Consider the following 20,603-nt stretch of genomic DNA (forward strand, 5'->3'; position numbering starts at 1 on the left):
CAGCGACGTACTCTCAAAGCTCATCCTCACGCAGCTACATCCAACACGATCTTCCCGAATCCGCCACCCGCTTCCATATAGCGATGCGCATCGGCTGCCTCGGACAGTGGGAACACTTTGCCGACCAACGGCTTTAGCCGGCCATCGGCGAACATTGGCAGAGCTCCTTGGGCGAAGCGCTGAACCATGGCGCGCTTCTCCACCGCGCTGCGCGACTTCATCACGGTGCCGATAAGGCGCAGGTGATTGTGGAGCAGGAGAGCGAGAGGGATGACGGTATCGTCCTGCCCGCCCAGCAGGCCGACCTGCACGAGACGCCCGCCCGGCGCGAGGCTGCGCAGGTTGCGGGCGGGATAGTCGCCACCGACGAAGTCGACGATTACATCGACCCCGCTTCCGCCGGTGGCATCGCGAACGCCCTGCTCGAAGTCCTCCAACCGGTAATCAAACACGGCCTCTGCGCCCAAGCCCAAAACATCAATCCGGCGCTCGGCATTGGCCGTCGCGAAGACCCTGGCACTGAGGGCGTGCGCAATCTCCACGCCGGCGGAACCGATGCCGCCCGCTGCGGCGTGGACGAGCACGGCCAAGCCCTTGGCGGCACCACCAAGATGCACGACGGCCTCCCACGCGGTGACGAACGATTCCATCACCGCCGCCGCGCCGATAAGGTCAAGGCCATCGGGAACACGTACCGCCATGCCGCGGTCGACGCGGGCATATTCGGCATAGGCACCCCCTCCGACGATGGCCATCACGCGCTCGCCGGGTAGGATATCGGCGACATCGCTGCCGACAGCGACCACCTCGCCGGCCACTTCCAGCCCGAGCAGATCGCTCTCGCCATAACTCTGCCTGCCGTAATAGCCCTGGCGTTGAAGAAGGTCGGCGCGATTGACACCGGCTGCCTTCACCTTGACCAGAAGATCACCGGGGCGAGGTTGCGGCATCGGCGCCTCAGCAAGACGGAGAACCTCCGCCTTGCCGAAATCATCGAACGCGATCGCCTTCATTTCGCAGCGACCTTGCCGAGCGCCCGGCGGGCGATGCTGGCGGCGAAGAGCGGCGTCTCCCTGCGGTTGTGGTCACCGCCCGCTTCCTGTCGGGCGGCCGCCGCCTGTTCCAAGGTCTGGCCGTGCGCGGCAATGAAGTCCATGAAAACGTCGGTGGGGTGCGAGGTGACGCGATTGGTGTAGCGGGTGCGTCCGCCCTCTATCCCCTCGGCGATCAGCTCCCAGATCACGTTGACCTGTGTGCGCCCGACCGGGGTGAACACGTCCGAGATCGAGTTCATCCGGCAGTAACTCGGCGTTGCTTCCTCGGCGACGTAATGCTGCACGACCAACGCGGTGCCGATCATCTCGACGTTAATCGACATGGGTCGGCCGTCATCCGTGGTCGTGGTGCCGGCACCGATGTGGTCGGGCGGGCAGCAGCGTAGATATTCGGCTTCCGGCAGGGTGAAGAGCCAGTCGGCAATATCGACCTTGTCCAGCGGGACGTCGATCTCGGCGGAATAGGCGGACAGGGAGAGGATCTTGTCGGTCAGTATCTTCATGGTTTTTCCTTTCGAGTGTCACGGATTAGATGACGACGTTGCTTTCCACGGACGACGAGCCAGCCACACCTCCGGTGCGCGCCACCCTTGCGGCCCGTATCCAGCGACAGTCTCGAACTTTTGATCTGCGAAGCATCCGTTTTTGCCGGTACAATCTGCTATCCGGACCGTTGCGTGAAAATTATACGTTCGTGTTAGGTCAGTAATTCAGAGTCAAATCGAACATACCTATGTATATATTTGCAGTCCCACGCCTTCATGAGACGCGCGGGGCCTTCGACGAGATTTACCTTGTTTTGGTAACGTCGAATGCTGTTGAACTCGCCGACCTCACGATGGGGATTGTGCGTCTATTGAAAGACAGCGATAAGCCGTAGCCTGCTGCAAACGGCTTTGCCTGGATCGCAAAGATGAGACCCCATTTCGCCGTGTTCCTGTCAACCTTCGTCGATGTCGTTAGGGCGGGGAGCTTTTCCGGCGCCGCCCGTCGGCGCGCGGTGACGCCTTCAGCGATCGTGCGCCAGATCGACACGCTGGAGGAGGATCTGGGCGTTGCCCTGCTGGTCCGCTCGACCCGCGCCCTCACGCTCACGGATGCCGGCCGGCGGCTGCACGAACGGGCCCTGCTGCTTCTTGACGAACTGGCCGACACCCACGCAGAGATCGCCGCCTTCGACGGTTCCGTCTCCGGCACACTCCGGATCGCCTGCTTCCCGACCTTTGGCAAGCGCTATGTCTTGCCGGTCGTCGCAGCGCTGCAAACTGAGCACCCCGCGCTCAAGGTCGAGCTCGACCTGACGGAGCGGCTGGCCGATCCGGTTCTCGAGCGTCTCGACGTGGTCATCCGCATGGGGGCGCTGGCCGATAGCACGCTGATCGCCACGAGGCTTGCGCCTCTGACCCGACTGTTGGTCGCAAGCCCGGCCTATCTGGCACGGGCGGGTGTGCCCGATAGCGTCGCCGATCTCTCATCGCACCGTTTGATCGACAAGCTGCATGGCGCTGATCTTCTGGGTTGGGGGGACCTGCTCGACGGCCCGGCGGGCCATGCGGGGAACGGTATGGTGACGTTCCGTTCAGACGATTTCGAAGCCCTGCGCGCGGCGGCCCAGGAGGGGCTGGGGCTCGCATTCCTGTCGAGCTGGGTCGTCGGACCGGACGTCAAGGCAGGGAGACTGGTCCGGTTGCGGCCGGGCGATGAACCCTGGAACGCTGCGCCGGCCGGGATCTACCTCCTGCGCGCCCTGCCGCAGGCGAGTGCCAAGGTGCGAGCCTTCACCGAGGCGCTGCGGACGTCAATCGGAAGTCCACCAATCTGGGAACCATGATTTGGCGCGTCTTTGTGGAACAGCAATCGTCGGCATGCGCGGACCCAATCGGGGTTTGAGGGTTGTTTACGATATTCGACAATCAATGTGTTGCTGACTTGGTGGCACCATAGCCCTACGCCGCCGCGCCTGACGTTACGATGGGGAGCGTCAGAGGGGGAAAGGCGGCTATCGGCGGTAAGCCGTTCGTGAAATGGGCTGCATGGGCTACTTTGGCCGAAATGGCGGAACGAGAAGGATTCGGGATATGACGGTTTTGCTGGAAGTATGCGTCGATAGCGCTCAGGGCCTTGCGGCTGCAATCGAGGGCGGTGCTGGCCGCATCGAGCTCTGCTCGGCGCTGGAGCTTGGTGGGCTGACGCCATTGCCGAGCCTGATGCGAATTGCCGCCGAAGCGCCGATCCCCGTCTATGCAATGATCCGCCCGCATGCCGGCCCCTTCATCTTCGATGCGACGGACGAAAAGGCGATGCTTGCCGATATCGATGCTGTCAGGGCCGCTGGCCTTGCCGGCGTCGTCATCGGCGCCAACCGACTGGACGGCACGCTCGACATGCCGCTCATTCATCGCCTGAAGGCCCATGCGTCCGGCCTCGGCTCGACGCTGCATCGCGCTTTCGATCTCGTGCCGGATCCGGATGTGGCACTGGAGCAGGCGATCGAACTGGGCTGCGAGCGCATCCTCACCTCGGGCTGCGTACCGAAGGCGATGGACGGGCTCGAAACGCTGAAGCGCATCTCCGTCAAGGCTGCCGGCCGCATCTCCATCATGCCGGGCAGTGGCGTGCGACCGGCCAATGTCCTCGAGATCCTGCGGGCAACAGGCGCGCGCGAAGTTCACGGCTCCTGCAGCTCTGCCGTTGCCAGCGCCGATCCGCGCGCCGTCTCTTTCGGCTTCGATGTGCCGACCTCGAACCGCACCGATGCCGCGGTCGTCAGGCAGATGCGCGCGGCAATCGACGCGGCCTAAGCATGTTGCGCAAAAGTGTGCAGCGGTTTTGTGATAACGACATGCAAAAACAAAAGCTTAAAGCGTGGCAAGCAAATCCGAAAGATCGCGACACGCTTTAACCAGCAATCTTGATCACCGCCTTGATGAGGCCGCTCTTCTCATGTGCCCAGCGGGCGAGATCACGCGGCACATCGGCAAGCGTCGTGCGATGGGTGATCAGCTTGTCGACCGGAACGAGACCCTTGGCGATCGAATCCGCGACATGTTCGAAGTCGACGCGCGTCGCATTGCGGCTGCCGATGACCATCATTTCCCGCTTATGGAATTCCGGATCGGAGAAGCGGATATCGTCTTTCACGACGCTGACCAGCACCAGGGCGCCGCCATGGGCGACAAAGCTGAAGGCCTTCTCTATCGAAGGTCCAAAGCCTGTCGCGTCAAAGACGACATCAAAACCATCGCCGTCCGTCCTGGCCTTCACGGCATCGGCTGTCCCATCATTGGCGACGATCCCTGACGTAAGGCCGAAGCGTTCCGACGCCATCTGCAGCCGTTCCGCACTCGTATCCAGCAGCGTCACATCGTGACCGGCGATACGCGAGAAGATCGCCGCGCCAAGGCCAATCGGACCTGCGCCGATGACAAGCGAGCGGGAACCCGCAGGGACCATGGATCGGCGTACCGCATGCGCCCCGATAGCCAGGAATTCGACGGTCGCCGCGGCCTCAAGGCTGAGGCCCTTGGCGGCATAGAGATTGCCCGCGGGCACTACGATTTCCTCGCAGAAAGCACCATCCGTATGGACGCCGAGAACCTTGATATTGGTGCAGCAATTGGGCTTGCCCTGCCGGCAGGCGACACAGCTTCCGCAGGAGAGATAGGGATTGACGATGACGGGCGTACCGACGGCCATCGCCACCCCGTCGCCGGTCTCCAGCACCGTCGCTGAGATCTCATGTCCCATGACGCGCGGATATTCGAGAAAGGGGTGCTTGCCTTCGAAGATATGATAGTCCGTGCCGCAGATGCCGACATGGCTGACGGCAAGCCGTACCCAGCCGGTATTAGGTTTATCAGGGGAGGGGCGCTCGACGAGATCGAGGACACCGGGTTCGCGGCAAAGGACAGCTTTCATGATAGTTCTCGCATTGCTGAAAAGAAGAAAGCCGGCCTTTGGGCCGGCTTCGTTTTGCGTCTCGCTCAGCCCGTCCGGCGCCGGCGAAGCTGGTCGAAGTAGACGATGACGATGATCAGCAGGCCGGTGATGATGCGCTGCCAGAACGAGTTGACGTTCAGGAGATTTGCGCCGTTGTTGATCGTCGCCAGAATGAACGCACCGATCAGCGGACCATGCACGGAGCCGACGGCTCCGAAGAGCGACGTGCCGCCGATGACCGAGGAGGCGATCGCCTGCAGTTCCCAACCGTCGGCCTGTGTCGCGTTACCGATTGCGATACGTGAGGCAAGCAGCACGCCGACGAAAGCCGCAAACGAAGCCGAAAGGATATAGGCGAGGTAGATCATCCCCTTGACGTTGACGCCGGAAAGGCGCGCCGCCTCGGCATTCGAACCGACGGCGAAGAGATAGCGGCCCCAGCGGCTCAGATGCAGGAAGACGAAGGAGGGGATCGCAACCAGGATGACCATCCAGAACAGGCTTGGGACGCCAAGGAAATCGGCGCGGGCGAAGTTGCTGAAGCCCTCGTCGGTGATGCTGATCGTAGAGCCGTTGGTGATCAGCAGGCCAATGCCACGCAGCGATGTCAGCGTCGCCAGCGTGATGATAAACGGCGGCAGGCCCATATGCACGATGCCGAAGCCATGGAAGGAGCCGATCGCGACACCGATTGCCAGCGTCAGCAAGATTGCCGCCCAGAGCGGTACGCCCGCCTGCAGCAGCCAGGCGATGATGACCGTGCAGAAGCCGACGATTGCACCGACCGAAAGGTCGATGCCGGCGGTGATGATGACGAAGGTCTGGCCGAGCGCCAGGATCGCCGTCATCGCGCCTTGGCGCAGCAGGTTAGAGATGTTGAGCGGCGTCCAGAAGCTGGCTGTCGAGAAGCCGAGCACGACCCAGAGGAAGATCAGCAACCCGATCAGCGTCAGGCCGAACAGGATGTTCATCTTCCGGCGCGGCGGCGGCGCGACGATTTCGGTGGGGGTGACAGTCATGAATTTTCTCCCTCTTATTCTTCTGGCTCAGACGCCGATCGCTTCGCTGAGCACTTCTTCATGCGTCGCCGCGTGGAAATCATGGCTCGCGACAAGCTTGCCGCTGCGGAAGACGTGCAGCCGGTCGGCCAGTTCGTAGACCTCAGGCAGATAGGAGGAGATCAGGATAATGCCCGCCCCGTCCTTCAGAAGCTTGGCGAAGAGCCGGTAGATTTCCGCCTTGGTGCCGACGTCGACGCCGACGGTCGGCTCGTCGAAAATGAAAAGCCGGGCGCCGTGGCTCAGCCACTTGCCGATGACGATCTTCTGCTGGTTGCCGCCCGACATGCTGGAGGCCGGAACGCGCCGGCTCGGCGTCTTGATGCTGAGATCGCGGATCTGCTTGTCGGCATTCGTCGATTCGCGCGCGTGATTGATGACCGGGCCGTGGCTGAGGCGTCCGAACACCGGCAGGTTGATGTTGAGGCCGATCGGCAGGTTGAGGCAGAGCCCCTGGTCGCGCCGGCTTTCGGGCGCGAGCGCAATGCCGAGCTCCATCGCAGTGCGTTCGTTCTTGATATCGACGCGCTTGCCCATCCAGTGGATTTCGCCCGCACTTGTCGGCTGGCGCCCGTAGAGCCCGAGAGCAAATTCACTGCGCCCGGCGCCGATCAGGCCATAGAGCCCGACGATCTGTCCTGCCTTGACGCTCAGCGACACGTCTTCGAAGCCCGGGCCGGTAAGACCCCTGACGTCGAGGATCGTCTCGCCGATCGGAATCTCTTCCTTATGGTAGATCTGCTCGATCGAGCGATTGATCATCAGCGCGATCAGTTCGGCGTCATTGGTTTCGCCGATGAGGCGCGTGCCGACATGCGTGCCGTCGCGCAGCACCGAGACACGGTCGGCAAGCTCGAAGACTTCCTCCATGCGGTGGCTGATATAGACGATGGTGACGCCTTCGCCCTGCAGGCGGCGGATCAGCTTGAAGAGCTGTGCGGATTCCTGGCGGGTGAGATAGGCGGTCGGCTCGTCGAAGATCAGGAACTGCGTGCCGCGCATGGCCGCACGCGCGGTGGCAACGAGCTGCTGCTGACCGATCGTCAGCGAACTCAGAAGCGCACCGGCCGGCAGGCCGAAGCCGAGATCGTCGAGAACGGCCTGCGCCATCTTCTCCATCTGCTTCTTGCGCATGATGCCGAAGCGATTGACCTCGTCGCCGAGGAAGAGATTGGCGGCCACCGTCAGGTGCCGGCAGAGCACGACTTCCTGGTGGACGGCGTTGATGCCGCGGGCGATTGCCTCGTTCGGCGTCGACAGCCCCACCGGATGGCCGCACCACAGCACCTCGCCGGCCGTGCGTGTGATGACGCCGGTGAGCAATTTGATAAGAGTGGATTTACCGGCGCCGTTTTCGCCGACGATGGCGTGGATTTCACCGGCAAGGAAGGTCAGCGTCGCAGGCTTCAACGCCTGCACGTGACCGTAATTCTTCTGCAGGCCTTTCAATTCGAGGATGGGCGATCCGGCGGGAATTCGATTGGCTTCTTTCAGCGTCGCGCTGTCATCGTGGCGATGACTGACCTCTTCCAGTCCGACCATGGACCTCTCCTCCTCTTGTCACGTCTGCTCTCCCTGGTGAAACATACCATGGATGAGAAAGGCCGCGCCGGTTTTTGAAGCCGGCGCGGCCGCCTGTTGTTTTACTTGATCTTCGGGTTCAAGAGCGCGTCGATCTTCGGCTCAGCCATATTCGCCTTGGTGACGAGGTTTGCGCCGGTGTCGACGTTCTTCTCGACCTTTTCGCCCTTGGAGACGGCAAGAGCGGTCTTCACGCCGTCATAACCCATGCGATAGGGGTCCTGAACGACGAGGCCGGCGATCGCACCATCCTTGAGGAAGCCGACCGTCTTGTCGTCGCTGTCGAAGCCGATGACCTTGATCTTGTCGCCGAGCTTGTTTTCGGCGATCGCCTGGCCAACGCCCTGCGCCATGATGAGGTTCGAGGCGAAGACGCCGACGAGCTTCGGGTTTGCCGTGATCAGGTCGGTCATCATGTTAAGGCCGGTCGTTGCCTGGCCGTCGCCGTACTTATCGGCAATCACCTTAAGGCCGGGATGCTTGGTCTTCACCTGATCCAGGAAGCCTTCGCGGCGCTGTTCCAGCGAGCCGACGCCGGGAAGGTTGGTCAGGATGACGACTTCGCCCTCTTCCTTGCCGGTGGCGCCCTTGATGGCGGCGGCAAGACCGTCAGCAGCGATACGGCCGCCCTGGACGTTGTCGGTCGTCAGGAACGACTTGAATGCCTTGGAGTCGGCGCCAGAGTCGATGCCGATGATCGGAACCGACTTGGCGGCTTCATCGATCGGCTTGCCGAGCGCCTTGAACTCGGTCGGGGAGATGACGACGGCTGCCGGCTTGCCGGCAACGGCGTTCTCAAGAATGCTGATCTGGCCGTTGATATCGGATTCGGCCTGAGCGCCGAGCTCCGGCACGTTGACGCCGAGATCCTTGCCAGCCTTGCGCGCGCCGGCCAGAACGATCTGCCAGTAGAAGGACGTCGTGTCCTTCACGATGATCGGGATCGTCACCTCGGCCGCAAAAGACGTGGCCGGCATCGCCGTCGCAATGACAGCGGCGCCTGCAAGTGCCGTAAAGGCACGGCGAGACAGAATGGATTTCACGATGCTCATAAGGGTTCTCCTCTCAGGGTGCGTTCTCCTCCAATGAAACCGGACCGCTGAACGCAGGCGGACGATTTTTATCGATAAAAAACATTTACGATCAGAAGCTAGCTGAGGCGCAGGCAAATTGCAAGTATGCCCAATTCGCTTTTTTACCCGCTAAATTCTCTCTCAAGCAATTGTTTTCATTTCAAATACATAATGACCTAAAATACGGTCTCAGTCGAATTGCACCTCGTGCGGATGGACGACGCCCTTCTTCAAGATCAGGTTGCCGTAGAGCCGGAACTCGGTGGTCGCGACGATATAGGCGGCCTTCCGCGCCATCTCATAGAAGGCGAAGCGTTCGACGGATGCGATGGAAAAATCGCCGGCGCGCCGGGTGACGATCTCCTGGAATTCGGCGCAAACCTCCGGCACCGCCTTGGGGTCGCCAACCACCTCCATCCGCCATGCCGTTTGCGGCACGAACGTATCGAGTGGCATGTGGGTGAGGATCGCCTCGGCCATGGCCGTGGCACTGACGCCATCGGCACGGATGACATCAGGTCCCATGCTGCTTGCCGGGAAATTGGCATCGGCAATGACGATATCGTCGCCATGCCCCATGCTCTTCAGCGCATAGAGCAGATCGGGGCCGAGAAGCGGATGAATACCTCTAAGCATAGTGTCTCCTTAGACCCGCACGGCCTCTTCGCCGAGCGGTGCGGCGACAAGCGTATAGGGTTCGAATTCGGGATAGATATCGGCAGGAAGCTGCGGCTCGAAATTTTCCATGTTGCGCACGAGGCTCGAGGGCCTTGCCGTGCCGATCAGCACCGAGGAGACGACCGGGTCGCGCAGCGGAAACTGCAGGGCGGGGGCGGCAAGCGGCAGGCCGTGGCGCTTGGCCACCTCTTCCATCGCGCCCACCTTGCCGAGCACCTCGTCATTTGCCGGCATATAGTCGAAATGCGACCCCGGCACCGGGCCAGTTGCAAGAATACCGGAATTGAACACACCGCCGACGACGAGTGAGGTACCCTTCTGCCGGCAGAGCGGAATGAGCTCGGCAACCGCCGAGCGGTCGAGCAGCGTGTAGCGTCCGGCAAGCAGGATGACGTCGATATCGCCATTGCGCATCACGTCGAGGCAGACGGGCACTTCGTTGACGCCGAGGCCGAAAGCCTTGATCGCGCCTGACGATTTCAGCTGTTCCAGCGCCTTGATGCCGCTATCGAGGAAGTTCTTCAGATGCACGGCATTCTTGGCGGCGCCATGCGTATAGGCACCAATGTCATGGACGAACAGAATATCGATGCGGTTGAGGCCGAGGCGCGCATAGCTGAATTCGACCGATCGCATGATGCCGTCATAAGAATAGTCGTAATCGGCATCGAAGGAGAGCGGCTCGACATAGCCATAATCAGGAACGGTGCCCGTCGGTACCGGGCGCATCAGACGACCGACCTTGGTGGACAGCACATAACTGTTTTCCGGCTTGTCGCGCAGGAAATCGCCGACGCGTCGTTCGCCAAGCCCAAGGCCATACCACGGCGCTACGTCGAAATAGCGGATACCGTGGTTCCATGCGGATTCCAGCGTCTCCATCGCCTGCTCGCGCGGGCAGGCGCGATAAAGACCGCCGAGTGCAGCGGCGCCGAAGCTGATTTCAGTCACCTCGAGCGCCGTCTTGCCAATCTTCCTCGTCTTCATCATTCCTCCTTGTGAAGACCCTGATATCAATAAGTATTATTTAGAGCGTGGCTCCGAGATGCCACGGCACGAATTCATTATCGCCGTAACCGAAGATTTCACTTTTCGTCTTCTTGCCGGAGGCCGTATCGACGATCAGCTCGAAGATCTCGCGGCCCTTGCCGCTGATGGTCGCATCGCCGGTGACGATAGTGCCGCAATCGATGTCCATATCCTCTTCCATCGAGGTATAGAGCGCCGAATTGCTGGCGAGCTTCAGGGAGGGGGCGGGGCGACAGCCGAAGCAGCTGCCGCGGCCGGTCGTAAAGGCGATCATGTTCGCGCCGCCGGCAACCTGGCCGGTGGCTGAAACCGGGTCATAGCCGGGCGTATCCATGAAGACGAGACCAGGTGCGGTGACGCGCTCGGCATAGCCATAGACAGCGGTCAGCGGCGAGCGGCCGCCCTTGGCAACGGCGCCGAGCGACTTTTCGAGAATGGTCGTCAACCCGCCGCGCTTGTTGCCCGGAGACGGGTTGTTGTCGAGCGAGGCGCCGTGCAGGGCGACATAGTCTTCCCACCAGGCGATTTTCTCATCGAGCTTTTTGGCGACATCGTCGCTGACGGCGCGGCTGCGCAGCAAATGCTCCGCGCCATAGATCTCGGAGGTTTCCGAAAGGATGGCCGTGCCACCGGCTGCCGCCAGCAGATCGGCGGCAACACCGAGCGCCGGATTGGCGGTGATGCCCGAAAAACCGTCGGAACCACCGCATTGCAGACCGATGATGATCTCACCGATCGACATCGGAACACGCTTTTCGCGGCCGACATCAGCGGCGATTTCGCGCAGCATGCCCATGGCGCGCTCGACCGCGCGGCGGGAGCCGCCGGCGTCCTGAATGTTGAAATGCCGCTTGGAAGCGCCGGCACCGCTCTGGCCGTAAAGCGTCAACTGGTTGACCTCGCAGCCGAGGCCGATCATCAGCACACCGCCGAAATTCACATGGCGGGTGTAACCGGCAAGGGTGCGGTGCAGCACGTTCATGCCGTCGCCGGTCGAGCTCATACCGCAGCCCTGGTCGTGAACGATCGGCACGAAGCCGTCGATGCCGTCATAATGCGGCAGGATCGTCCGGTTGGCCTCGTCGGCAATCGCCCGACAGACCGTGGTGGAACAGTTCACGCTGGCGATGATGCCGATATAATTGCGCGTCGCCGCCCGTCCGTCGGCGCGGCGGTAACCCATGAAGGTGCGCGCCCTGTCCTCGGCACTTGCTTCTTCCGGAGCGGAATTGGCCGTCGCAGCAAGGCGGTCGTTTTCGAAATGCAGATTGTGGCTGTGAACGTGGTCGCCGGCCTTCACATCATCAGTCGTGCGGCCGATCGCCTGGCCGTATTTCACGACCGGCGTGCCGAGCGGAATGTCTGCTATGGCGACCTTGTGGCCGGGGTCGATCTTCTGGCGCGTCGAGACGCCCGCAACCGTCGATCCCTCGGCGATCTGTGCCGTTGCGACCGCGACATTGTCTCCGGTCGACAGGATGATCCAAGGCTGTCTGTCCAATTTCTTCTCCCTAACGAAACGCCCGCTACATAGACGAATGCGCATTGATTTTGTTTTTTATCTACAATAAACATTTTCAAGTCAACGGGAATATTGATCCTGTGGACGAGGGAGGCAAACGGCCGCAGGCGACTGAAAATAAGATAGAGGTCGCCTAAAGAGGCTCCTGGTCCGGCTGTGCCCGTTCTTGGGGCGGGTATCATCGCCGTGTCGCTCGGGCGGAAAGCCCGTATCGCTTGGGCAGAAAGCAAGGTCTGATGGCAAGGCAGAATACGGTCTTCAAGGAAGCCTATAACCGATATGCGGCAGCATTGCGCACGGATACGGCGCTGCCTTCGGAGCCGGAAATCGCAGCCCAGCTCGGCGTCAGCCGCAGCACGGCGCGCGCCATCCTGACCCGTCTCAGCGACGAGGGCATCATCCGCTGGAACAAGCGCCAGAAGATCGTCCTGCGCCAGCCGATCGACCGCGACTTCTTCCCCTCCGAAGAAACGGATTCGCTGCATGACATCATCGAGCGCAGCTTCATGCAGCGCATTCTTTCGGATGAAGCAGCGCCCGGCATGCAGATCAACGAGCTGGAGCTTGCCCGCGAGATCGGCACAGGTACCACCAGCGTGCGTGAATTCCTCATCCGCTTCTCGCGCTTCGGGCTCATCGAAAAACGGCCGAACAGCCACTGGACGCTGAAGGGCTTCACCCGCGAATTTGCGCTGGAGCTTGCCGATGTGCGCGAAATGTTCGAGCTGCATTCGGCCGCCGAGTTCGGCAGGCTACCTGCCGACCATCACGCCTGGTCGGATTTGGCGGCGATCAAGGAGGAGCACCTCTCTGTGCTCTCTGACATCAATAACCGTTTCAAGGAATTCTCGGCACTCGACGAGCGTTTTCACTTGCTGATCCATCGCGCCTCGAAGAACCGTTTCATTGCCGACTTCTATGACGCGATCGCCATCATCTTCCACTATCATTATCAGTGGAACAAGGCGGCCGCCCGCGAACGCAACGAACGCGCGATCCACGAACATCTCGATTATATAGCGGCGCTCGAAGCCAACGATCAGGCGAAGATTGAGGCCGCCTGTCGCATACACCTTCGCTCCGCTCGCCAGACCCTGCTGCAATCCATCCCGCAGAGCTCCACGGAAGGCGCTCCGGGCTGAAAGGTTGGCACCTGATCAGTGCGACGCGGCCTCGCTTGCCGCGCTGCTCGCGCCCCCGCTCTTCACGCCGCGGCTGATCGGAATGAGCCAGGTGGTCGCAAAGGTCAGCACCGCCACGACTACGACACCCCAGAAGCTCCAGTGCAGCGCCGCATCGAAGACACCGCGCACCGCCGGATCGTTTGCAAGCGCCGAGAGGCCGGTCGGCTCGTTCAGGACATTGTGCAGGCGGTTTGCCGCATCCCCCGTCGCATAGTGATTGATGCCGGCATTCAAGATCGCGCCGAGCACGGTGGCACCCAGCGTATTGCCGAGGCTGCGGGCAAAGATGATCGAGGCTGTGGCACTGCCGCGCATCGACCATTCCACGCTGTCCTGCACCAGCGCAATGCTGGTCAGGTTGATGAGCCCCATGCCGAAGCCCATGAAGAAGGAGCCTGCGCCCGCAACGGCCGGATGGCTTTCCGGCGTCAGGAACAGCAGGAAGAAGGCCCCGAAGGGAAACATGAAGCTGCCGACCCGCAGCGTATTGCGGATGCCGAATGCCTTGAAGAAACGGCCGGAAAGCATCACCGACAGCGGCCAGCCGACGACCAGCATGGTCAGCGTGAAACCGGCGACAACAGGCGAGCGGCCGAGCACGCCCTGTACATACATCGGCAGGATCGTCGAAAGACCGATCAGCGCCATGCCGGCAAGCAGCATACAGGCATTGCTGGTCGCAACGAGCCGGCGACTCCAGAGCGCGATGGAAATGATGGGCTCCGGCGTGCGCTTTTCCTGCAATACAAAGAGAATGCCGGTCACGACGAAGAGGGCGGCAAGCGAGAGAAGCACCCAGGCCGGCGCATCCGTTTCCGTCAGGATCGTCAGTAGCGCGATGATGGAAATCGAAAACAGGATGGCACCGAGATAGTCGATCTTGGCATCCTTATGCGCCACATCCTCCTTCAGGAACATCATGAAGGCAATGATCGAGAAGATGCCGATCGGCAGGTTGATCCAGAAGATCCAGGCCCAGGAGATCGTATCGACGATGATGCCGCCGGCGAGCGGCCCGACGACCGCCGAAGTCGCCCAAACTGTCGCCATCACGCCCTGCACCTTGCCGCGTTCCTCCAGCTTGAACAGGTCACCGATGATTGTCATCGTCACCGGCTGGATCGCGCCGGCACCAAGGCCCTGCACCAGGCGGAACACGATGAGCGAGGCCATCGACCAGGCAAGCCCGCAGAAGAGCGAACCGACGAGGAAAACGAGGATGCCGCCGATCAGCACCGGCTTGCGTCCAAAAATGTCGGAAAGCTTGCCATAGATGACCGTGGTCGTGGACTGCGCCAGCAGGAAGGCGGAAAAGACCCAGCTATAATAGGTGAAGCCGCCGAGCTGGCCGACGATCCGCGGCATGGCGGTCGCCACGATCGTGGCTTCGATCGCCACCATGAAGGTCGCGAGCATGATCGTGGCAACGACGAGCGTGCGGTTGGATTGCTTCGATGTAGCGGACATGATGAACCTCTCGAAGCTTTCTCCGTGAAACGGGAAAACCGCTGTCGGCTGGTGGGGCAGGTGCAACGCGTGATGTCGGCAGTCTTTTATGCTCCTGCTGGTAGCAGGTAAAGCGCAAGTGATATGCTTTCTTTTGTGTCGACGCTTTAAACCGCTTCCGGCCCTGACAAATTTAAAATACAAGGCATTTTGCGAAGGAAAGTTTCGGTGGGTATCCGCCGGAAATAAAGAGATCTGGCAGGCCAGGCCTCTCGGATCTCAGGATTGCATTTCCGCCAGGTTATTCCCACCTGAAAACCTGATGCAGGCCTGTGAACCGCGCCATCGCGGCTGCGAAGGGTTTCGGATCCGGGCACGGAAATGGCGGGCTATGATGACGCATGTTTTGGCTGCGAGCGGCGGCGTTAAACAGGTAATTTGCATCAACTGGGGTACAAGATACGGGCCGACTTTCATCAACCGGCTCTATGCGATGGTGGCGCGCAACATCACGCCGCCGTTTACCTTCACATGTTTCACCGACTGCCGGGATGATCTCCATCCCGGTATCCTGTGCGAGGACCTGCCGCCTCTGGATGTCGAAATGCCCGTCAATACGAGGGGCATCTGGCCGAAGGCGAGGCTCTGGGGACCGAAGCTCGGAAGCCTGAGCGGGCCGGTCCTCTATCTGGACCTCGACCTGGTCATCGTCGCCTCTCTGGATGACTTTTTCAAAGTTGGAGGGCCTGATGATGTCGTCATGGCCCGCAACCAGACAACGCCTTTCGAAAGGCTCGGCCAGAGCTCGCTCTTTCGCTTTCCGGTCGGCAAGCTCCTGCCGCTGCAGGAAAAGTTCAGGGCCAACCCGCAGAAAGTGGCCGATGAGTATCAGTATGAACAGCGCTTCGTCACCCGCAATGCGCCCGGAGGCGTGAAATTCTTCCCGCGGAGCTGGGTTCTGCATTTCCGGCAGGACTGCCACTGGGCCTTTCCGCTGAACTACTTCCTCGCACCGCGCCTGCCATCCAGTGCCCGCGTTGTCCTCTTCCCGCGCGGCTTCCACCCGCAGAACGCCATTGATGGGAAATTCGGCCCGAAGGGCCGGGCCGAAACAAGGCTCGATCATATCAAGGGCGTGTTCGATGTCAGCAAACGCGGCGGCAAGCAACCCTTCCGCTACCTGCGCCACTATATCCTCCCGACACCCTGGGTGGCGGATCACTGGCATGAGTAGGAACGCAAGTTCCGGATCGCAGCGGAACAATTTCTCGCTTTGAATGTTGTCAGCTCAGGGAAACGTTGGGTGCTCTCATGCGTCCTCATCTGATCGCAACATTGCTCTCGCTTTCATGTCTGTCTGCCAACGCGAATGCGGCGGACGCGGACTTTCTGAATTCATTGGCAGGCGACTGGGATGGAGGCGGAATGGTCCTGACCAAGATCGGCGGCAAGAAGGTCAATGTATCGTGCAATCTGAAATCCAGCGCGAGTGCTTCCGCAGTGTCCATGAATGGCAGTTGTCGCGCGCTCGCCGTCATCACAAGAAGCTTCTCGGCAAGTGTAAAGGCGGCCGGTCAACGTTACACCGGCAACTACACGGGACCGTCGGGCCAGCCTTCCATGCTCGTCGGCAGCAGGAAAGGCGATGCTCTCAACTTCAATGTCACCTGGGCTCGCGTCACCAATGGCGACCGAAGCGCACAATTGATGATCGAAAAGCTGGGGCAAAACGGGCTTCGCCTGCAGACTGTTGATCGCGACCTCGCCTCCGGCCGATCCGTGGTGACGAGCCGCATTGATCTGCAGCGGCAGTGACCCGAGTCTCGGATTTTGTGATGCGCCCGGCCCGTCGGGGCTTACGACCGCTTCCTGATGGTGGCGTAAATGATATTGCGGTTGGCACCGAACCAGACCGTCTTATCATCAGTGTCTTCCGTCGCACTACGATGGGAAATGCGCCACATGTCGGCTTCGGAACGCTGGAGAAGCTCCCAGTTCATGTAGGATTCCATGTACCCGTCATCGGCCATCTCGTCGGAAAAGTTGGCAAATAGAAAGACGCCGCCTGGCTTCAGCATTTCCATGCAAATCTGCGTGAGCCGGATTGCCACTTTATCGGTGAGATAATCGTACAATCCTGCTGCATAGATCAGATCGAAAGTGCCGATCCGATGCTTTCGTGCGAGCAAGCCGCGCACGGATCCATTGATAGGCTCGACGGAAGTTCCATGGAATTGGCTCGAGATCGAGCCGATACTTTCCGGATCCTGATCAAGAGCAACCCAGCGTTTAAGGCGGCCTTCCGCAAGTGCCTTCGATGCCTCCGCTTCGCGCAGGTGACCGGCAGCGATGGCCAGGACTTCGGTATCCGAACCCGTTCGCGCAGCGGTCTCGTCGACGTAGCGGGTCAGGATGTCGCGACGTTCCCTTACGGCGACCGGGCCGGGGGCGTTTATCGTGTAGTCGAAGATATCCAGTCCGAGACGGGTGGATCTGGCCACTTCTTCGGCCACCGCCGGATGCCCATAAATGAAGTCGATAAGACTGGCATCACCGGAATAGCCGCGAGGTTTGTCAAAGGACCAACGGGTGAACGGGCACTGCTGGAGGATCTTTGCCGAGGGATGGGCTTGAATGATCGGGATGAGCTTCTGCCACACGGCAGCGCCGAATTTATGACGGACGTCATGGAGCTGGCCAATTAGCCACCTGACTGCATCAGGCAGGTTCTTACCCGCGGAGAACCGTTGTATTGCAATGTTGATGACGATCGCAAACTCAGCCTCTGCGGTTCGCAGGCGGTCTGTTTCGTCATCTCGGTTCGGTGAGGGAAGCTTATTGCTGAAGGACTGCGGCGTGATCAGGCTTTGGCCATCAAGAGAAAAGAGCGGCTGAGCCACTGAAACCTCACTGGTGAATAAGAACTTAAAACATTGCGTAAAATCCTTACCATTTTCACGCGAGTCAAGCGTTAAGGTTGGGCTGCGGCGCCAGTGCACGTCTTAGCTTTAGAAAATATTAGTGAACCCGAGAGATAGCCCGCCCGCTTGGGGACCGTTTGAGCGTTATCGGTTGATGTGGACTCTGCGTACGGCTATCCAGCGTCAGTTGGCAGTCTGCGAAGGGCAACTGCTGCAAGATGTTGGGTGGCAGGGGCATGATGCACGTGTTAGCCGAAACCGCAGCTGCTACCGTGCTGCCGACGCTGTCGCCAGAACAGTTGCGTTGCCTTTATGAGCAGAAGAGCGAGAGCGGCCGAAAGAGCGCGACGCGCAAAGGCCTCTGGACAGCGGTCGCTGCTTACCTTGCATATTCCTTCACGGACTATCTTTTTATCGGTGATGTCGTCCAGTACACGGTCGCCGGCCGGCTGGCGGTTGGCGTCAGTGCGTTATGCGTGCTGGAATTCCTGCTCTACCGCGAGGCAAAAGCCGATACGGTCGACATGGCCGCGGCGATGTCGGTGCTCGTAGCCTATCTTGTCTGGCTTCTCACCGCCCGGATGACCGCGGCCGGGGATGCGTTCTCATATTATATGGTGTTTGGCGCGATCTTCATGATGAGCGTCAACTTGTTCTTCAGTTTCCGGTTTCCGGTTGCTCTTGCGGCCTCCGCAACGAACGTGCTCATCTTCACTGGCGCCCTATATCTGTTCGCGCCCATGTTGCTTCTCCACAAGCTCATCCTCGGTGCGTTCTGTATTTCTTGCTTTGTTTTCACGTCTTACGTGAACCTTCAGCTCAATAGGGAGCGCTACAAAGTCTTCCTCAATGCATTTGAAGCGAGTTTGCAGCAAGCTGCCGCCGACGAAAGAGGCAAGGCTCTTTTGCACCTCTCGAACACGGACTCGTTGACCGGCCTCGAAAATCGCCGGGCAGTCGATCAGCGTCTGCGTGATCATTGGCAACGCTGGCAGGACGACAGTGTGCCCTTTGCCGTCCTGCTTATCGATGTGGATTATTTCAAACGCTATAACGACTGCTACGGCCATCAAGAAGGTGACCGCTGTCTTATAGCTGTCTCCCAGCTTCTTCAAAGCGTGGCCGAGTCCTGGGGTTCGATCATCGGGCGATACGGCGGTGAGGAATTCATCGTCATCACATCGATGCCGAATTCGCAACGAGCGGTCGAGCTCGCAGAAGCAATGTGTGCTGCAATCAGGGCCTTGGCCTGGCCACACGAACACAGGCGAGACGGGACCACTGTCATCACCGTGAGTGTCGGCGTGTCCTATACGCGGGACGAGAGCAAGCAGGTAGAGAAGGTCATTCACGAAGCTGATCGCGCGCTTTACGCCGCCAAGGCGGCGGGCCGCAACACCCTCGTGGTCTTCGATCCCGAAGATCCTGAGAGCAGCGATGACAGCGAGGATATAGCTGCGACCCTGAAGATCGCGCTCGAGCACGGCCTTGTCTCCCTCGTCTATCAACCGATCCGCAACGTCCAGACGGGCAAGATGGACGCTGTCGAAGCTTTGATGCGTTTGAGCATGTTGGATGGAACGCCTGTATCGCCTGGTAAATTCATCCCGGTTGCGGAAAGGACGGGCTCGATCGTCGAACTCGGCCGGTGGGCAATCCGCACTGTTTGCCGAGACTTGTTGGCGACCGACCTCGTGCAGGTTGCCAGCGTCAACGTTTCCCCGATTGAACTCAAGATGCCGGGTTTCGCCACCTATGTGGCGGCAACACTGGCAGAATTCGGCGTGACGGGTGCCCGACTTGCTTTCGAGATCACCGAAGGCGTGGAGCTGGAAATCGACCAGGATGTGGTTCGTTGCATTAGCGACCTGAGAAAGCTCGGCGCTCAAGTCTGGCTCGACGACTTTGGCACAGGCTTCGCAGGGCTCTCGTGGCTCCGCCTCATAGAGTTCGACACCGTCAAGATCGATCGATCCTTCCTCCATGACAGCAACACGGAGAGAGGCAAGAGGATGTTGCTCGACATCATCAGCCTGCTGCGCAATCGCGGCGTGAGGATACTCATTGAAGGCGTCGAGACCATCGAACATCAGCGGCTGATGCAGCAGTACGGAATCAACCAGCTCCAGGGATATTTCATTGGAAGGCCCGCGCCGGCAGCCCAGTTTGAAACTGATAACGTGCTGCCGTTCAGCATGGTCAGGAACCTTGATTCAAAACGCCTGTTCCGGAATGGGTTATAGGTTCAGCCTGCTTCAGGACCTTGATGGACAAGGGCTGCCGTGTCGGGCCCGACCGCATTGCCTTCCGTGCGGTGAGCCGCCGATACAGTGAACGTCGCCCTGCGTCGGCTGTATCGCGTTGAACTACATCGCATTTGTTATGAACAGCCGTCGTCGCGCATTCTGCCTCTGATCGGTCTCAGCGGAACGAGCATGACTGGCAGCGCAATCACCTGCACACTGTTGAGCACGAGCGACGTCCAGAAGATCGCGCCCGTTTCGAGCGGGACGCTCTGGGTCAGGGACGGCAAGTTTCCCGGTCCGATACAGGTCGCAAAAAACAATCTCTGGCGGTCGGACGAAGTCGGCGCCTGGATGGATGAAATGTCCCTGAGACGCACTGCGCCAAATCCGAAAGCCTCTGCGCAGGAACGCAGATAGCAGTCGGCCTTCATATTTCGCGCGGATCATCAAATGGATAGACTATCGCAATACGCGCCGTCGTCGGGGACGGGCGCGTCTCAGCGCCTCGAACGGCCGCGCCGCGCCGGTAAGATTATGGCCGTCAGGGGTTTTCGCGAAACTTGCAATGTCAGCGTGTGCCGCGATACCAGAGCGCAACTCATGCGGCGAATAGCAAGTCTACCGATGATCCAAGTCTACCGATGATCTCGGTCAAGGTGGGGTCGGCCCACCGCTTACCGTCAACGGGCATCCAAACAGCCAGATCAACGACCTGCTGCAGTGGGTCTACGTCGCAAGCCCGAACTCAAAGCCGTGACCAGAAAGCACGGCATATCCTACACCAACGTATGGTTATGGAACACACACTAACGCGATAATTTTTACCCATCGCATCACTGCCTTCCCAGTCGGGTCGGCCGGCTGGCTGAAC

18 protein-coding genes are annotated in these 20,603 nt (G+C 60.2%); 7 read left to right on the top strand and 11 right to left on the bottom strand.

What is annotated here, in order from left to right; all coding sequences use genetic code 11:
- Positions 1-26 precede the first annotated feature (26 nt).
- Entirely contained in the window at positions 27-1,013 is a 987-nt protein-coding gene (locus tag AB8B33_RS00620) for an NAD(P)H-quinone oxidoreductase (protein ID WP_439014000.1), read from the bottom strand.
- Positions 1,010-1,558, bottom strand: a complete 549-nt coding sequence (locus tag AB8B33_RS00625; protein ID WP_439014001.1) for a hypothetical protein — start codon at positions 1,556-1,558, stop codon at positions 1,010-1,012. Before AB8B33_RS00625 ends, AB8B33_RS00620 begins: the two co-directional genes overlap by 4 nt.
- Positions 1,559-1,968: 410 nt before the next feature.
- Here AB8B33_RS00625 and AB8B33_RS00630 point away from each other — a divergent pair, with 410 nt between their 5' ends.
- Together AB8B33_RS00630 and AB8B33_RS00635 are read left to right on the top strand one after the other, a co-directional pair.
- Entirely contained in the window at positions 1,969-2,886 is a 918-nt protein-coding gene (locus AB8B33_RS00630) for a LysR family transcriptional regulator (RefSeq protein ID WP_439014002.1), read from the top strand.
- Positions 2,887-3,133: 247 nt separating this feature from the next.
- Positions 3,134-3,856, top strand: coding sequence for a copper homeostasis protein CutC (locus AB8B33_RS00635; RefSeq protein WP_439014003.1), 723 nt, complete (start codon positions 3,134-3,136; stop codon positions 3,854-3,856).
- 97 nt (positions 3,857-3,953) lie between these two features.
- Here the strand turns inward: AB8B33_RS00635 and AB8B33_RS00640 are convergent, their stop codons facing one another.
- From AB8B33_RS00640 to AB8B33_RS00670, 7 genes are all read right to left on the bottom strand, one after another.
- Positions 3,954-4,973, bottom strand: a complete 1,020-nt coding sequence (locus AB8B33_RS00640) for a zinc-binding alcohol dehydrogenase family protein (protein ID WP_439014004.1) — start codon at positions 4,971-4,973, stop codon at positions 3,954-3,956.
- Between the two features lie 65 nt (positions 4,974-5,038).
- A complete protein-coding gene (locus AB8B33_RS00645; RefSeq protein ID WP_113322900.1) occupies positions 5,039-6,013 on the bottom strand; it encodes an ABC transporter permease in 975 nt (324 codons plus the stop codon).
- A 27-nt stretch (positions 6,014-6,040) separates the two neighbouring features.
- Positions 6,041-7,594 carry a sugar ABC transporter ATP-binding protein gene (locus tag AB8B33_RS00650; protein WP_310379066.1) on the bottom strand — a complete coding sequence of 518 codons (1,554 nt, stop codon included), beginning with the start codon at positions 7,592-7,594 and terminating at the stop codon, positions 6,041-6,043.
- Positions 7,595-7,695: 101 nt separating this feature from the next.
- Complete coding sequence (locus AB8B33_RS00655; protein WP_113322902.1) at positions 7,696-8,685, bottom strand: ABC transporter substrate-binding protein; 990 nt, start codon at positions 8,683-8,685, stop codon at positions 7,696-7,698.
- 210 nt (positions 8,686-8,895) lie between these two features.
- On the bottom strand, positions 8,896-9,342 hold the full coding sequence (locus AB8B33_RS00660; RefSeq protein WP_439014005.1) for an RbsD/FucU family protein: 447 nt from the start codon (positions 9,340-9,342) through the stop codon (positions 8,896-8,898).
- A gap of 9 nt (positions 9,343-9,351) precedes the next feature.
- Entirely contained in the window at positions 9,352-10,371 is a 1,020-nt protein-coding gene (locus AB8B33_RS00665) for an aldo/keto reductase (protein ID WP_439014006.1), read from the bottom strand.
- Positions 10,372-10,411: 40 nt separating this feature from the next.
- Complete coding sequence (locus AB8B33_RS00670; RefSeq protein WP_439014007.1) at positions 10,412-11,914, bottom strand: UxaA family hydrolase; 1,503 nt, start codon at positions 11,912-11,914, stop codon at positions 10,412-10,414.
- Positions 11,915-12,171: 257 nt separating this feature from the next.
- Here AB8B33_RS00670 and AB8B33_RS00675 point away from each other — a divergent pair, with 257 nt between their 5' ends.
- Complete coding sequence (locus AB8B33_RS00675; RefSeq protein ID WP_439014008.1) at positions 12,172-13,077, top strand: GntR family transcriptional regulator; 906 nt, start codon at positions 12,172-12,174, stop codon at positions 13,075-13,077.
- A 15-nt stretch (positions 13,078-13,092) separates the two neighbouring features.
- Here the strand turns inward: AB8B33_RS00675 and AB8B33_RS00680 are convergent, their stop codons facing one another.
- Positions 13,093-14,586 (bottom strand): MDR family MFS transporter, encoded by a 1,494-nt coding sequence (locus AB8B33_RS00680; RefSeq protein WP_113322907.1) that lies wholly within the window; start codon positions 14,584-14,586, stop codon positions 13,093-13,095.
- Positions 14,587-14,956: 370 nt separating this feature from the next.
- Between AB8B33_RS00680 and AB8B33_RS00685 the strand changes: the two genes are divergently transcribed.
- Together AB8B33_RS00685 and AB8B33_RS00690 are read left to right on the top strand one after the other, a co-directional pair.
- Positions 14,957-15,799, top strand: coding sequence for a glycosyl transferase (locus tag AB8B33_RS00685; protein WP_113322908.1), 843 nt, complete (start codon positions 14,957-14,959; stop codon positions 15,797-15,799).
- Between the two features lie 77 nt (positions 15,800-15,876).
- The gene (locus AB8B33_RS00690) at positions 15,877-16,380 is read left to right on the top strand and encodes a hypothetical protein (RefSeq protein ID WP_113322909.1); all 504 of its coding nucleotides are present in this window, start codon (positions 15,877-15,879) and stop codon (positions 16,378-16,380) included.
- 41 nt (positions 16,381-16,421) lie between these two features.
- On the opposite strand, the gene AB8B33_RS00695 is transcribed toward AB8B33_RS00690, so the two are convergent.
- A complete protein-coding gene (locus AB8B33_RS00695; protein WP_113322910.1) occupies positions 16,422-17,465 on the bottom strand; it encodes a class I SAM-dependent methyltransferase in 1,044 nt (347 codons plus the stop codon).
- Positions 17,466-17,722: 257 nt separating this feature from the next.
- Here AB8B33_RS00695 and AB8B33_RS00700 point away from each other — a divergent pair, with 257 nt between their 5' ends.
- Both AB8B33_RS00700 and AB8B33_RS00705 read left to right on the top strand, forming a co-directional pair.
- Positions 17,723-19,729: a putative bifunctional diguanylate cyclase/phosphodiesterase gene (locus tag AB8B33_RS00700; protein ID WP_439014010.1), complete on the top strand. Its 2,007-nt coding sequence runs from the start codon at positions 17,723-17,725 to the stop codon at positions 19,727-19,729.
- A gap of 192 nt (positions 19,730-19,921) precedes the next feature.
- Positions 19,922-20,149: a helix-turn-helix transcriptional regulator gene (locus AB8B33_RS00705; protein ID WP_439014011.1), complete on the top strand. Its 228-nt coding sequence runs from the start codon at positions 19,922-19,924 to the stop codon at positions 20,147-20,149.
- The last annotated feature ends 454 nt before the right edge of the window (positions 20,150-20,603 follow it).

This window comes from Rhizobium sp. 768_B6_N1_8, assembly GCF_051811225.1.
Taxonomy (GTDB): Bacteria; Pseudomonadota; Alphaproteobacteria; order Rhizobiales; family Rhizobiaceae; genus Rhizobium.